Annotated in this window: 8 protein-coding genes; 6 read left to right on the top strand and 2 right to left on the bottom strand. The window is 68.9% G+C overall.

What is annotated here, in order from left to right; genetic code table 11:
* Positions 1–102: 102 nt before the first annotated feature.
* Both WD271_05245 and WD271_05240 read left to right on the top strand, forming a co-directional pair.
* Positions 103–2,202: an acyltransferase family protein gene (locus tag WD271_05245; GenBank protein ID MEX1007233.1), complete on the top strand. Its 2,100-nt coding sequence runs from the start codon at positions 103–105 to the stop codon at positions 2,200–2,202.
* Positions 2,203–2,206: 4 nt separating this feature from the next.
* Complete coding sequence (locus WD271_05240; protein ID MEX1007232.1) at positions 2,207–3,697, top strand: MBL fold metallo-hydrolase; 1,491 nt, start codon at positions 2,207–2,209, stop codon at positions 3,695–3,697.
* On the opposite strand, the gene WD271_05235 is transcribed toward WD271_05240, so the two are convergent.
* Complete coding sequence (locus WD271_05235) at positions 3,620–4,405, bottom strand: class I SAM-dependent methyltransferase (protein ID MEX1007231.1); 786 nt, start codon at positions 4,403–4,405, stop codon at positions 3,620–3,622. The genes WD271_05240 and WD271_05235 overlap by 78 nt on opposite strands.
* A 73-nt stretch (positions 4,406–4,478) precedes the next feature.
* Between WD271_05235 and WD271_05230 the strand changes: the two genes are divergently transcribed.
* Complete coding sequence (locus tag WD271_05230) at positions 4,479–5,699, top strand: glycosyltransferase family 4 protein (protein ID MEX1007230.1); 1,221 nt, start codon at positions 4,479–4,481, stop codon at positions 5,697–5,699.
* Entirely contained in the window at positions 5,696–10,138 is a 4,443-nt protein-coding gene (locus WD271_05225) for an alpha-(1->3)-arabinofuranosyltransferase family protein (protein ID MEX1007229.1), read from the top strand. Before WD271_05230 ends, WD271_05225 begins: the two co-directional genes overlap by 4 nt.
* On the opposite strand, the gene WD271_05220 is transcribed toward WD271_05225, so the two are convergent.
* Positions 10,122–12,149, bottom strand: coding sequence for a hypothetical protein (locus tag WD271_05220; protein MEX1007228.1), 2,028 nt, complete (start codon positions 12,147–12,149; stop codon positions 10,122–10,124). The two genes, WD271_05225 and WD271_05220, sit on opposite strands and share 17 nt — an antisense overlap.
* An 86-nt stretch (positions 12,150–12,235) precedes the next feature.
* Here WD271_05220 and WD271_05215 point away from each other — a divergent pair, with 86 nt between their 5' ends.
* Positions 12,236–14,299, top strand: a complete 2,064-nt coding sequence (locus WD271_05215) for an alpha-(1->3)-arabinofuranosyltransferase family protein (GenBank protein MEX1007227.1) — start codon at positions 12,236–12,238, stop codon at positions 14,297–14,299.
* A 2-nt stretch (positions 14,300–14,301) separates the two neighbouring features.
* On the top strand, positions 14,302–14,569 hold a 268-nt coding region (locus tag WD271_05210), incomplete at its 3' end, for a trehalase-like domain-containing protein (protein MEX1007226.1).

Genomic DNA, 14,569 nt, shown 5'->3' with positions numbered 1-14,569 from the left:
TACCAGTGGCCTCTCGCCGGATTGTGCCGACCGTCACGCGGGTCTGTGGTGTCGCATATCCTGTAACGGCCCCGCACGCGAGCTGCCACTGGGGGAACGGAGCTGGCTCGAACCCTGCACGAGACGGCCCGCGTCGCGGAGTCACCACCGACTTCGCCTGAGGTCGACGCGGAATCGGCGCGGTCTCCGGCGAGCGAGTCGTCACACCGTCCCGCGTCACAGTTCAGCTACCAGCCCGCGCTCGACGGGATCCGTGCGTTCGCGGTGGGCTCAGTGCTGCTCTACCACGCCGGGCAATCCTGGATGATCGGCGGCTATCTCGGAGTCGACGCCTTCTTCGTGCTGAGCGGCTTCCTCATCACGACGCTGCTGGTTACTGAGTGGAGTTCGCGACCGCGAATCGATCTGGCCGCGTTCTGGGCGCGTCGAGCTCGACGCCTTCTCCCCGCGCTCGGGCTCGTGATCGTCGGGATCCTTGTCTACGCGGCTGTGTTCGCGGCGCCGGGAGAGGTTGCGCGCATCCGCTCTGACGGCTTCGCGACGATCGGCTACGTCGCGAACTGGAAGTTCGTGTTCTCCGGCGATTCGTACTTCGAGCACTTCACGCAGCCGTCACCGTTCCGGCACATGTGGTCGCTCGCGATCGAGGAGCAGTTCTACCTGATCTGGCCGCTGATCGTCGCCGGTGTTCTCGCGGTGGGGCGCTCGCTGCGCGTCCTGCTCGCGGCTTCGCTTGCGATGCTCGTCGGGTCGGCGGTGCTCATGGGGCTGCTCTACGCGCCGGGGCACGACCCTTCGCGTGTCTATTACGGAACCGACACCCGCGCGCAGTCACTGCTTCTCGGCGCGATCGCGGCGATCCTCGTGTACCTCCACGGTCCGATCAGGTCGCGTGCGGCGCGGCTCGTGCTCCGGGCTGCCGCGCTCGTCGGTGCCGTGTACACGTTGTGGTTGTGGTCGCACATGTCGGAGCGTACCGACGGGCTCTATCGCGGCGGCTTCCTCCTCGCCGCGCTCGCCGTCGTCGCCGTCATCGTGTCGGTGACGCAGCCCGACCGGGGGACCATCGGTTTGGCGCTGTCGTGGTTCCCTCTCCGTTGGATCGGGATGATCTCCTACGGGCTGTACCTCTGGCACTGGCCCGTCTACCTCACGCTCACCACTGCCCGCACCGGAGTCGAGGGGAACGCCCTCCTCTTCCTGCGCCTCGCGACTACGTTCGTTCTCGCCGACCTCTCGTACTACCTGGTCGAGCGACCGATCCGTCGGGGGACGCTCCGGATCCCGCGGCCGGCGCTCGTGATACCGGCGGTCGCGGGTGCACTCGTCGTGGCCTTGGTCCTGTCGACCACCGGCGGCGAGACGTCGGTGGCGAACGTCGCCCGGGGCTCGGTCGAGCGCCAGGCCCCTCGGCGCGCCCCCACTCCGGAGAGCAGCGTGGTGCCCACCGCGCCCACAGCTTCCCGTGTGCTCCTGGTCGGGGATTCCGTAGCGGTCACGCTCGGCATCGGTCTGGGGAACGTCGCGGCCGCGAGCAACGGGAGCGTCGAGTTCAGGAACGGCGGCACGTTCGGGTGCGGCATGCTCCGCGGCGGCATGATCCGCGTCGGCGGTGAGCTCATCGACCAGCAGCTCGAATGCGACGACTGGAACCAACGCTGGGTCAACAGGATCGTGGAGTTCCAGCCCAACGTGGTCGTGCTGCTCACCGGCGCGTGGGACCTGCTCGACCGAGAGATCGACGGCCGGCAGTACAGCCCCGGCTCGGTGGGATTCGACCGCTACTTCTTGTCGGAGCTCGGCGAGGCGACCCGATTGCTCGCGTCGCAGGGTGCGAACATCGTGGTGCTGACCACGCCGTTCTTCTCTCGTCCCGAGCTCGTCGGAGGATCGGAGAGCTTTCCCGAGTACGAGCCGTGGCGTGTCGACCGCGTGAACGCGCTGCTCCGTGACTACGTCGTCGCGCACCCCAGCGCGTACGAGTTGATCGATCTGAATCGCTACGTCTCTCCCGGCGGCAGGTTCGCGGAGTATCTCCGGGGCGTGCGCATTCGCGACGATGGTGTGCACTTCACGGTCGAGGGTGCGGGCATGGTCGCGGCGTGGCTCGTGCCGCAGCTCGAGCGGGTCGCACACGAGCCCTCCGTCGAGCAGACCGACGTGGTGGAGCACTACGACCGGCGCAAGACGCGCGGGACCTGACGCGATGCGCTTCACGATCATCGGCCACAGCTGCCTCTACGTCGAGACGAGCGCCGGCACGATCCTCGTCGACCCCTGGCTGTCGGGCTCGTGCTACTGGCGCTCATGGTGGCACTACCCACCGACGCAGGACGCCGCCCCGGCCTGGCTCGCCCCCGACTACGTCTACCTCACCCACCACCACTTCGACCATTTCCATTTCCCCTCGATGAGGCGGATCGACCGCCGAACTCACGTGCTCGTACCGAAGTTCGGGATCGACGTGATGGCAGGAGAGGTGCGGGCGCTCGACTTTCACGAGGTGATGGAGCTCCCGCACGGGCAGGTCGTGCAGCTCGGTCCCCGCGTGCGCGTCGCCTCGTATCAGTACGGCGCGGACGACACCGTCTTCGTGGTTGCCGACGGCAACGACGTGCTCGTCGATGTCAACGACAGCAAGATCCGCGGACGAGCGCTACGCCACATACGAGACGAGTTCGGCACGCCGACGTTCGTCTTCAAGAGCTACTCGTTCGCGCAGGCGTACCCCACGTGCTACACAGCCGACGATCCCGACGACCTCACGCTCGTCACGCGAGACGACTACATACGCGACTGGCTCAGCGTCGTGGGGGAGCTCGAGCCGCGGTACGGCGTGCCGTTCGGCAGCATGGTCGCGTTCCTGCATCCTGAGAGCCGGCACGTGAACCGTCATCTCGTGACTCCGCAGGACGTGGTGCGCGCCTTCGCGCACGAACGTCCGAACGCGACCACCGAAGCCGTGCAGATGGATCCGGGCGACCGGTGGAGCTCGGCGGGGGGCTTCGAACGTTCGGGGATCGACTGGTACGTCGACCGCGATCGCCGGCTCGACGAGTTGGCGGCCGAGGTGCAGCCCAAGATCGACGCGCAGACCATCGCAGAGAAGGGTGTGACGCTCGAGTACGCGCAGTTCGCCACCTACCTCCAGGGGTTCCTCGACGTCTTCCGTTCGGTGTTGCTCCGCCGCGCTCTGCCGCGCCGGCCCATCGTCTTCAAGGTGCCGGCGTCGCTACTCCCGTTCTGGGTGCTCGACTTCGGTCGCGGCGCGGTGTACCGACTGTCAGAACCGCCACCGGACGTGGCGAGCATCATCGAGGTGAACGACGCGGTGCTGGCCGACGCGATCGAGAAGCGCCTCCTCCACGTCGTTCACGGGTCGATGCGGATCCACGTTCACGTGTTGCCCGGCGGCGCGGGCGACGATCTCACCTTCTGGGCCCTGCTCGTGCCGTGGGAGCTCGGCTACCTGCCGCTCCGGCGGTCGGTGAGCCCCCGCCTCGCGGAGGTGGTGTGGCGACGTCGGCGCGAGTGGCTCGAGTGGGCCGACGCGTTGCGCAGCGGAGGCTCGGGCTCGTTGTTCGAGCGGCTCTCCGGGCGCTTCACGACAACAGCGTCGTCAGACGCGCGGGCCGGACGCCATCGCGAACAGGCCGGGAGTCGTGGGCTCGATCTGGTCGGTGACGAAAAAGTGTGAGTCGTCGATGCCGGAACCGATGCCGGTGGTCGACGAGCCGAGCGCGCGGTACACCACCGGGAGCACGTGCTCGTAGCCCCACACGTACCAGCTTCTCGGCACGCGCTGGCGGATACGCAGGGGGTCGAGTCGGAGCAGGCGCTCACCGCTCGCTCGCCGACGGGCGAAGTCCTCGTGCAACTCGGCCGAGCCCTCGAGGCCGAGCACCTCGACGTCGTCGAAGAAGAGACGGAGCATCGATGCCAGTTCGGCGGCTTCGAACAGAGAGACGTGGAACGGGTTCTCGAAGTCTGCGGGCCGGTTCGGGGTGATCACGAACACCCGGCCACCCGTCGCGCACACACGCGCGAGCTCGGCGACGTGCCGCTCGGGTGCGACGAAGTGCTCGATGATGTGGGACGAGCACACCCAATCAATGGTGTGGTCGCGGACACCGAGCGCGGCGCCGTCCATTGCCGCGAACCGCAGGCCGTCGGTGCCGAGATGGCGCGCGGCGTCGCCGGCCGTCTCCGCGCTGTAGTCGACGCCGAGCACGATGCGGCCCGGTGCCGCGAGGCCGGCGGTCTCCGTGCCCACACCACAACCGACGTCGAGGACCGCGCCGGATCCGAGCCGGTTGCGGATCTCGCGGTAGCCCGCGTCGTGGAACGCGAGGAGCGAGTCGGGTGTGGCGCCCTCCATCGGGCGCTCGCCGGTCAGGCGGGCCATGCGCCAGAAGCTTATTGAGCACGCTGGGCCCCGCCCCGTCTCCGCGTTGGTGGCGGAATACCATTCCTCGACCATGATCCGGCCCCGTCGAGAGCGCGCGCCACAACGGACTCGGGCGGTCGCCGCCGGGCACGATGCCGAGATCGCCAAGCTCGGCGACGTCGCCGGTGAGGCCGGTCTCGAGCGCGTGAGCATCCTGGCATGGCGCGACCTCGACGATCCGGAGGCCGGCGGGTCGGAGCTCCACGCGTCGAACATCGCCGCGCTGTGGGCCGAGGCGGGCATCGAGGTCACGATGCGCACCTCGTATGCGGCGAACCACCCAGTGGTGAGCTGGCGCGACGGCTACCGCGTGATCCGGAAGGCCGGCCGGTATCTCGTGTTCCCCCGCGCGGCCTTCAGCGAGATGATGGGCTGGCACGGCGGGCGCGACGGACTCGTCGAGATCTGGAACGGCATGCCGTTCTTCTCGCCGCTCTGGGCACGCACCACGCACGTCACCTGGCTGCACCACGTGCACGCCGAGATGTGGCGCATGACGCTGCCACGCCGGCTCGCGGCGTTCGGGAACTTCGTCGAGTCGAGGGTCGCGCCACCGATGTACCGGCACACGCCGATCGTCACGCTGTCGGAGTCGAGCAAGCGGGAGATCGTGCACGATCTCAAGTTCCGGGCCGACCACGTCACCGTGGTCCCGCCGGGGATCGATCCGCAGTTCACGCCCGACGGCGAGAAGTCCGACGTCCCACTCGTCGTCGCGGTCGGCCGTCTCGTCCCGGTGAAGCGCTACGACATGCTGATCGACGCGCTCGTCGCGTTGAAGCCGCGGCACCCTGCACTGCGCGCGGTGATCGCGGGGGAGGGCTACTGCCGGCCCGACCTCGAGGCACAGATCCGCGCTGAGCGAGCCGAAGACTGGATCAGCCTTCCGGGTCGCGTCGACGACGACGAGGTGATCGATCTCTACCGGCGCGCGTGGGTGCTCTCCATGGCCTCCTCGCGTGAGGGATGGGGGATGATTGTCACCGAAGCTGCGGCGTGCGGCACGCCGTCGGTCGTGACCCGTGTACCCGGCTTCGTCGACGCGGTGATCGAGGGGCGCACCGGGTTGCTCGCCGACACGCGCGACGAACTCGCCGCGTGTCTCGACACGGTGATCTCCGATCCCGACCTGCGCGCCCGTCTTGGCGCCGGCGCGCGTGAGCACGCCGCCCGTTACACCTGGGAGGCGACGGCACGCGGCACCCTCGAGGTGCTCGCGCAGGCCGCGATTCGGCGCCGCGCCGGCTCGTGACCGCAACGCTCGACGCGCACCGCTCGCGCGCGCAACCCGAAAGCGTTGCGCGCGTCTCGAGCGGTCCTCTGCGCCTCCTGGGGTACGGGGTGCTCGCCGCGCTCGCGTACATTCCGCTGCTGCGCACGGCGCCGGGCCGGGTCGTCGCCGACACCAAGAGCTACCTCTACCTCGACCCCGGCCGGCTCCTCGAGCGCGCGCCGTCGATGTGGGACTCGAACATCGGGTTGGGGACCGTCACCCACCAGAACATCGGGTACCTGTTCCCGATGGGCCCTTACTACTGGCTCATGCACTTCTTCGGAGTGCCTGCCTGGGTGTCGCAACGACTCTGGCTCGGTACCATCCTGCTGTTCGCGGCGCTCGGGATGCTGTACCTCCTGCGCACGCTGCACGTGCGTGGCCCGGGCGTCGTGGTCGCGGCGCTGGTGTTCATGCTCTCGCCGTACGTGCTCGACTTCGCGGCGCGCCTCTCGGTGATCCTGCTGCCATGGGCAGGTCTCCCGTGGATGCTCGCCATCGTGATCCGCGCGTTGCGCGACGACGGTTGGAAGTACCCGGCGCTGTTCGCGATCGTCGTGCAGGTGGTCGGCAGTGTGAACGCGACTGCGCTCGTGTTCGCGGGGATCGTGCCCGTGCTCTGGGTGTTCTACGCCGTCTTCGTCACCCACGAGGTCGACTGGCGGCGCACCGTCAACACGGTCGCGAAGATCGCAGGGCTCACGATCCTCGCGTCGTTGTGGTGGATCGTGGGTCTCGCGACGCAAAGCGCCTACGGGCTCGACATCCTGAAGTTCACGGAGACGCTGGCAACGGTGTCGCACGCCTCGATTCCGAGCGAGGTGCTGCGGAGCTTCGGGTACTGGTTCTTCTACGGCGGCGACAAGATCAGCGCGTGGATCGAACCGAGCGTCGGCTACACCCAAGACCTCTGGCTCATCGCGGCCAGCTTCGCGTTGCCGCTGCTGGCGTTCGCGGCTGCGGGGCTCGTGCGGTGGCGGCACCGCGCGTTCTTCGTGCTCGTCACACTGATCGGGTTCGTCGTCGCGGTCGGCGCGAACCCCTACGAAGATCCCTCCGTGCTCGGGCGCATGTTCAAGTGGTTCGCCGAGTCGTCGAGCTTCGGGCTCGCGCTGCGCAGCACCGCGCGTGCCGTTCCGCTCGTCGCGCTCGGCGTCGCAGTCTTGCTCGGCTTGGGCGTGAACGCGCTCGCGGCATCGTGGTCGAGGCGCGGCGTTCCTGTTGCGGGGCTGGTGCTCGCAGGGCTGGTGATCGTGGTCGCGGCCGTGAACCTGCCGTCGCTGTGGAACGGGTCGATCTACGGCGAGAGCCTCCAACGCGACGAGAACCTCCCGTCGTACTGGACCGCCGCGATCGACGATCTCGACGCCGGTTCGCACGACACCCGCATCCTCGAGCTCCCGGGCGCCGACTTCGCGGCGTACCGGTGGGGCGGCACGGTCGATCCGATCACGCCCGGCCTCGCTGACCGGACGTACGTCGCGCGCGAGCTGGTGCCGTGGGGGTCGCCGGCGACGGCCGACCTCCTGAACGCGCTCGACCGCAGGCTCCAGGAGGGCGTGCTCGATCCCGCCGCCGTCGCGCCGATCGCCCGGCTCATGAGCGTGGGCGACATCGTGTACCGGGCCGACCTCGAGACCGACCGCTTCGACCTTGCGCGTGCCGTGCCCACATGGTTGTTGCTCACCGAGCCGTCTGTGGCCGACGGGCTCGGCCAACCGACCGGGTACGGGTCGGGGCTGGGCCCGCCGCTGCACTCCACACAGGTCGACGAGGTCGCGCTCGCGCTCCCGCCGGACGCGCCGGAGCCATCGCCCGTGTCGGTGTTCCCCGTGCAGGATGCGCCGACGATCGTTCACAGCGCGTCGGCAACCGACGCGCTCATCGTCGCGGGCGACGGGGAGGGTCTCGTCGACCTCGCCGCGCTCGGAGCACTCGGCGGCCGCGGCGTCACGCTCTACTCGGCGTCCTTCGCCGACGATCAGGCTGCGCTGCGCGCCGAGATCGCACGACCGGGCTCGGTGCTCGTCGTGACCGACTCCAACCGCAAGCGCGGTCGGCGCTGGACAGGAATCAAGAACGTGGAGGGGCCGACGGAGCGGGTCGGCGAATCTGCCCTCGCGAAGGACGAGTTCGACGCGCGCCTCGACCTCTTCCCCGGCGCAGGTCCCGACACACGGACCGTCGTGGTCCCACCGAACGTGAAGGTGAGCACCACGCGGTTCGGGAACGTGCTCACCTATTTTCCCGAGCTGCGCGGTTCGCGCGCAGTCGACGCCAACGTCGACACCGCGTGGGAGGTGGCCGACGCTTCGGTGCTCGGCGAGAAGATTCGGATCGACCTCGCCGAGCCGGTCACCGCCGACCATGTGAACCTCGTGCAGCCGCTCGTAGGGCCGAGAGCCCGATACCTCACGAAGATCACGCTCACTTTCGACGGCAAGAATCCCATCAACGTCGATCTCCACGATGCATCGCGCACTTCCGACGGCGAGACCGTGGCCTTCCCGAGGCGGACCTTCCACCGGTTCGAGATCACCCTCGACGACACGAACGTGGGCGACACGTTCGACTATCCGGGGAACAACGGCGTCGGCTTCGCCGAGATCGGTCTGCGCGACGATGCGCCGGGTGCGCAGAACCTTCGCGCCACGGAAACCGTGCGCATGCCGACCGATCTCGTCGACGCCGCCGGTCCGCTCGCGGCCGGCCGTCCACTCGTGTTCGTGATGAGCCGATCGCGCAACGCCGTGATTCCTCCGAGGTACTCCCAGGACGAGGACGCACTCGTGCGCGAGCTGCGGGTGCCCAACTCGCGGGGCTTCGGGTGGGGAGGAAGCGCGCGCCTCGCCGCCGCCGCCCCCGACGATGTGATCGACGTGGTGCTCGGCATCCCCGACGCCACAGCAGGTGGCATCACGGTCCAGGCGTCACAGCACCTTCCCGGTGACGTGCGTGCCCGCGGGTCGGCCGCGTTCGACGGCGATCCCGGCACCGCCTGGAACACCGCGTTCGGCGAACCGGTCGGGCAGTGGGTGGACGTGCGAACCGCGCAGCCGATCACCGTCGACCATCTCGATCTTCAGCTCGTGGCCGACGGCCGCCACTCCGTACCCACCCAGGTCCGCATCGACGCCGGCGGCGAGTCGCGCACGGTCGACCTCCCGCCCATCGTCGACCAGACCACCCCCGATGGAACCGTCGATGTCCCGGTGTCGTTCGATCCCCTCGCCGCGAACGATCTGCGCATCACGATCACCGCGATCCGCCCGGTCACGACGATCGAGTACCACGACAACCAGCCGATCGTCATGCCGGTTGCGATCGCCGAGATGGGGGTGCCCGGCGTGGTGCGGGCGCCCATGCCCACGCAGTTCCCGCCGACGTGCCACACCGATCTCCTCGCGGTCGACGGCGCGCCCCGACGTGTGCGGTTGACCGGTGACACCGGGCAGGCCGAGGGGGGTGGCGCGGTCGATCTCGAGCCCTGCGACGGCGCGATGACGCTCACGGCCGGCAACCATGTCGTGCAGTCCACCCCCGGCACGACGACCGGGATCGACCTCGACGGCCTCGTGCTCGGTTCCCAGCTCGACGGCACGCCGATAGCACTCGGCCCCGGTGGTTCGCTGGCGAACTCCACCCGGTCGGCCGAGCGCGTTCCTACCGACACACCCGTCGTACGAGTGGTCAACAACGGTCGGTCGAAGATGGAGCTCCATGTGAGCGGTGCGCAGCCCGGGAAGCCGTTCTGGCTCGTGCTCGGCGAGAGCAACAATGCCGGTTGGAAGGCGACCGTCGACGGCGTGGATGCCGGCGGTTCCACGCTCGTGAACGGTTACGCGAACGGTTGGCTCGTCGTACCCAGTGCCGCGAGCTTCGCCGTCACGCTGGAATGGACTCCACAGCGCACGGTGTGGATCGCGCTCGCGATCTCTGGAGTCGCCCTCGTGCTGTGCTTCGCGCTCGCGCTGTGGCGGCGCCGACGGGGCAACGATGACGAGAGCGCCGCGCTCGACGGCGACGTAGAGCTGGCGAGCCCGCTCGTCGCACGCGGCGCGGGCGTGAGTCGGCGCGCCGCGATCGTCACCGCGATCGGAGCCGGGCTCGCGGGCGCCTTCGTCGCACGCTGGTGGGTTGGTGTGATCGTGGGCGCGTTCGTCGCCGCGGTGTTGGTTCGGCCGCGTCTGCGACCGCTCCTCACGGTCGGCGCGCCCGCATGCATCGCGATCACTGCCCTGTACGTGGTCGTCCAGCAGTACCGGTATGCCTACCCATACGGATACTTCTGGGTCGAGCACTTCACTCGGGTCGCGAATCTCGCGTGGTTGGCGGTTCTGCTCCTTGCGGCGGACGCACTCGTCGAGGTCGTGCGCATCCGGGGCCGGGAGGTCGCCGAACCTACAGATTCGTCGTGATCTCGACGCCGAGCTCGCGCAGCCGGTCGACCTCGCGCACCAGCGTGCGGCCCCGCCGGTGTCGTACGAACTTGCGGCTCGGATAGAGCACCTCGACCTGGTCGGTGTCGGCGTTCAGACGGTACGAGAACCGCTCCTGTACCTGCTTCTGAGCGAGAGCGTCGCCGGGTGTTGCGGCCGCACCCATCCCGATCCTGATGGTGCCCAATCGCTTGGTGAGCGGCACCGTGCCGGTCGTGAGATCCGCAGAGGCGGCGGGCGCCAGTGTCCATTCCGTCTCGTACGTCGCGCCCGCGCTCGCGTCGGTAGCGAGCGTGCGTTGCTCGACGTGGTTGCCGATCTGGAGGAATACGACGACGGCCAGTTCGTCGCGTGGGTCGCTGACGCGCACACGCAAGGTCACGGTCTTGCCGCGGAGTACACGGAGTGGGATGAGCGAGACCCGCGGGAGGGGGGCGTCGTGGTACGAGACCGGATCGTCGAACGCGGGATCGCTCGTGCGCTCGAGGTAGGGCGTCCGGTCGGGGTGCGCGGCGATCAGGTCGAGGTTCGCCGCGGCGGAATCAACTGCATAAAGGATCTTTCCGTCGAGGTCGGGCACGTTTTGCGAGTACGGGTTCAGGTGCATGAGGTAGGGGCCGGAGTGCTCGACGATGACCGCTGCCCTGCCTTGGATCGAGCGGGTGGCCCCTTTCCATGCCTGCTGCGCCGCGCTGATCTTGTGGTTGGTACCGATCTTCGAGACGAGGTACGGGATCGTGGCGACCGCGACCACGGCGCAGAGAACGACCGCCAGACCGCGCCGGCGGTGCCATGCCGCGATCACGGTGGTGGCAACGAAGATGCATGCCGGTGCATACAGCGGGACGTAGTAGATGGGACTCGACAACGAGGCGGCGCGACCCGAGAGCAGGTTTCCCCAGAAGAAGAAGTAGCCCACCGGAAACGCGGCCGCGAGCGCGAGGAGTGCCAGCGTGCTGCGCTCGCGCCTCCGGAGCCACAAGCCGGCAACTGCTGCTGCCGCGCCGAGCCAGCCACCGACGAGGAACGCCGGAGCCGTTCGGAGATTGTGCGCCACGCTTCGAGCGGCCCGACCGATCGAGTAGTCGAAGATCTGCCCGATCGGCATGAGCCGTCGCGGCCCGAACCCGAAGGTGTCGAGCGGATCCTTCGCCGTAATTGGGAACTGCGTGAAGCTCCCGGTGACGCGGCGGTTGTACAGCAGCGTGAACGCGACGAACGGCACGAAACCGATTGCGACCCAGCACGCGGCGCGCCACAGCGCCCCCCACTTCCGCCACGAGATGAAGACCGCGTACGCGAACAGCGGGCCGCCCCACAACACGGCGTCGTACGGGCGCGTCAGGAGGACCCATCCGAGGATCACTCCCGCCCCGAGCAACAACCACCGTGATTCGCGGCGCAGGCCGGTCAGCAACGCGGCGCCGAAGAACAGGCCGAGCCCGAGTGAGAAGAGGTAGGCGAGGTACACGCCGCCCTGGATGACGACGATCGGTGAGGCGAGCATCAGGGTTCCCGACACCAGGGCGAGCTGACGGTCGTCGGTGAGCGCGCGAGCGAACGCGTACGTGCCGAGCACGGCAAGTGCCGCTCCGAGCGCGAGTGCGAGTTCGGGAGACCCGAAGATCACGTCGACCACCAGCAGGACGAGCGGCCAGCCGACCGTGTACTGCGGGAAGAAGACATCACCACGGAGGCCGGCCAGCCATGGCCAGTAGAACTGTGGCGCGCCGCCGCCGGTCGTGAAGATGTGACCGCCGCGCAGTGCGTCGGTCTGCCAGAGATACGTGAGCTCGTCCCGGTTCCACGAGAACGACGGGTAGATCACGTGGCGGGCGACGATCGCGATCACCATCGCGGCCGCCCCGAGCGCGAGCACCGGCCAGTTGCGACCGAACCAAGTGGGTGCCGCGATCGTCGCGGTGGGTTCAGGCGCCAAGGCGGCGGTCGAGTCGGGCCGCGCGTCGAGACCGGTTCCGAGCGCCGCCATGCGCCGCAGTCTACCGAGCACTGTTCGAGATCGATCGTGCAGCCGACGCGTGGGCGCGCGGACTCACGTCTACGATCCGTGGCCACATGGAAGCTGTGGCGGCGCCGACCGCGCGACGTGGCGTCGACCGTCGCCGGCTGATGGACGTCGTCGGCCTCGCCGCGCTGGCCTACGTCCCGTTCCTGCTCTCGTCGCCGGGCAGGGTCAGCATCGACACCAAGCAGTACCTGTATCTCGACCCCGGACGGCTTCTCGCGCGCGCACCGTACCTCTGGGATCCACACGTCGGGTTCGGCACCGTGCCCCATCAGGGGATCGGATACCTGTTCCCGATGGGGCCGTACTACTGGCTCATGGAGGCAGTCGGCGTACCCGACTGGGTGGCCCAACGTCTGTGGCTCGGCACGATCTCGCTCGCGGCGGCGCTGGGTGCACGGTGGCTCTTCCTCATGCTCGGCACGGGTCGAGCGGGAGCGCTCGCAGGCACGCTCGTGTACATGCTCACTCCGTACCAGCTCGCGTACACCGCGCGGTTCTCGGTGCTCCTGCTGGCCTGGGCGGGGCTCCCGTGGCTCGTCGCGTTCACGATGCGCGCCGTCCGCGAAGGCGGCTGGCGCGACCCCGCGCTGTTCGCGCTCGTCGTCCTCAGCGTCGGCAGCGTGAACGCGTCGTCGCTCGTGTTCGTCCTGATCGCGCCGGCGTTGTGGCTCGTCATGGCTGCGTGCGGTGGTCGGGCGGCAGCGAGCGCAACGGTCGGCGCGGCAGCGCGCATCGCGGTCTTGAGCGCCGGTGTCTCGGTCTGGTGGGTGGTGGGGCTGCGGATGCAGGGCGCGTACGGGTTGCCGGTCCTCCAGCTCACCGAGTCGCTCCGCACGGCTGCCAGGTCGTCCTCGCCCACCGATCTGCTGCGGGGGATCGGCAACTGGATCTTCTACGGCCGCGACGCGGTGGGCTTCTCCATCGACCAGGCGTCGGACTACCTCCACGACGGACTTGTCGTGTTCGCGAGCTTCGCCATACCTGTCCTCGCGCTCGCCACTGCCGGAGTGCTCCGCTGGCGCCACCGTGCGTACTTCGCAGTGCTCGTCGTCGTCGGCACCGTGATCGGTGTCGGAGCCTGGCCCTACGACAACCCGAGCCCGTACGGCGCGCTCTTCAAGGCCTTCAACGACACGGCTGCCGGGCTCGCGCTGCGCAACACCGCGCGCGTGGTGCCGTTGATCGTGCTCGGCCTCGCGGGGCTGCTCGCGGCGGGTGTGACGGCACTTCGCTCGCGGCGGCATGAGCTCGTGGCGGCGGCGGTGGTCGGAGCGCTGACGCTCGCCGCGCTCATCCCGGTCTGGCGAGTGGGTTACCTCTCGCGGCACCTCGATCGCCCGAACGACATCCCGTCGTACTGGAAGGACGCGACCGCTGCACTGCAGCGCGACGGCGACGCGGCGCGGGTGCTCGAAGTACCGGGCATCAACTTCTCGGCGTATCGATGGGGGAACACGGTCGAGCCCGTGACCCCCGGCTTGATCGACCGACCCTTCGTCGCTCGCGAGGTGTTGCCCGCGGGCACACCTGCGTCGGTGAACATCCTCGAAGCGCTCGACCACCGCCTCCAGGAGGGCACGTTCGAACCCTCGTCTCTCGCGGCGTATGCGCGCCTGGTCGACGTCGGAACGATCGTGCTTCGATCCGACCTCGAGTACGAACGCTTCAACACCCCACGCCCGCGCCTCCTCTGGTCCCAGCTCACGGAACCGCTCGCACCCGGACTCGACGCACCCGAGCTGTTCGGTGAGGCGTTGCCGAATCGTCCGTCACCGAGTTTGCCGATGCTCGACAATGTCGAACTACGCACCGCGGTGGATGCCCAGGATCCTCCACCCGTAGCGCTCTTCGGAGTGACCGATGCCGTACCGATCGTGCACACCGCACCGAGTGCGCAGCCCGTGCTCATCGCGGGTGATGGTGAGGGCATCGTCGACGCGGCCGCGGCGGGGCTGATCGACGGCAATCAGCTCGTGCTCGAGTCGGTCGCCGACCGGCTGGGCGAGCTCCGCGACACGTACTCGACGACGCTCGACGAGAACGCCGCGGACGAGTATGCGGCCGCCTTCGAGCGGGCCGCACTCCGACGGCATCCTCGAGTGAGGCTCTAGCCGTGCGGATCGAGGACTACGGCCTGATCGGCGACCTGCAGACGGCCGCGCTCGTCGGCCTGGACGGCTCGGTCGACTGGCTGTGCCTGCCGCGCTTCGACTCGGCCGCATGCTTCTCCGCGCTGCTCGGGAGCGACTCGGACGGCCGCTGGCTGCTCGCCCCAGCCTGCGAGGTCGAGCGCGTCGCGCGGCGCTACCGCGAGAACACGCTCGTACACGAGCTCGACTTCCACTGCGCCGGCGGCAGCGTGCGTGTGATGACCGATCCGC

This window comes from Acidimicrobiia bacterium, from assembly GCA_040880805.1.
Classification (GTDB): domain Bacteria; phylum Actinomycetota; class Acidimicrobiia; order IMCC26256; family DASPTH01; genus DASPTH01.
The sequence above is the reverse complement of the archived record's forward strand: the minus strand, read 5'-3'. Positions and strand labels throughout refer to the sequence as shown.

Bases quoted from the DNA above. Each gene is read 5' to 3' on its own strand.
- WD271_05240 (MEX1007232.1), top strand. From the start codon at position 2,207: ATGCGCTTCACGATCATCGGCCACAGCTGCCTCTACGTCGAGACGAGC.
- WD271_05230 (MEX1007230.1), top strand. From the start codon at position 4,479: ATGATCCGGCCCCGTCGAGAGCGCGCGCCACAACGGACTCGGGCGGTC.
- WD271_05215 (MEX1007227.1), top strand. From the start codon at position 12,236: ATGGAAGCTGTGGCGGCGCCGACCGCGCGACGTGGCGTCGACCGTCGC.
- WD271_05220 (MEX1007228.1), bottom strand. From the start codon at position 12,149: ATGGCGGCGCTCGGAACCGGTCTCGACGCGCGGCCCGACTCGACCGCC.
- WD271_05235 (MEX1007231.1), bottom strand. From the start codon at position 4,405: ATGGCCCGCCTGACCGGCGAGCGCCCGATGGAGGGCGCCACACCCGAC.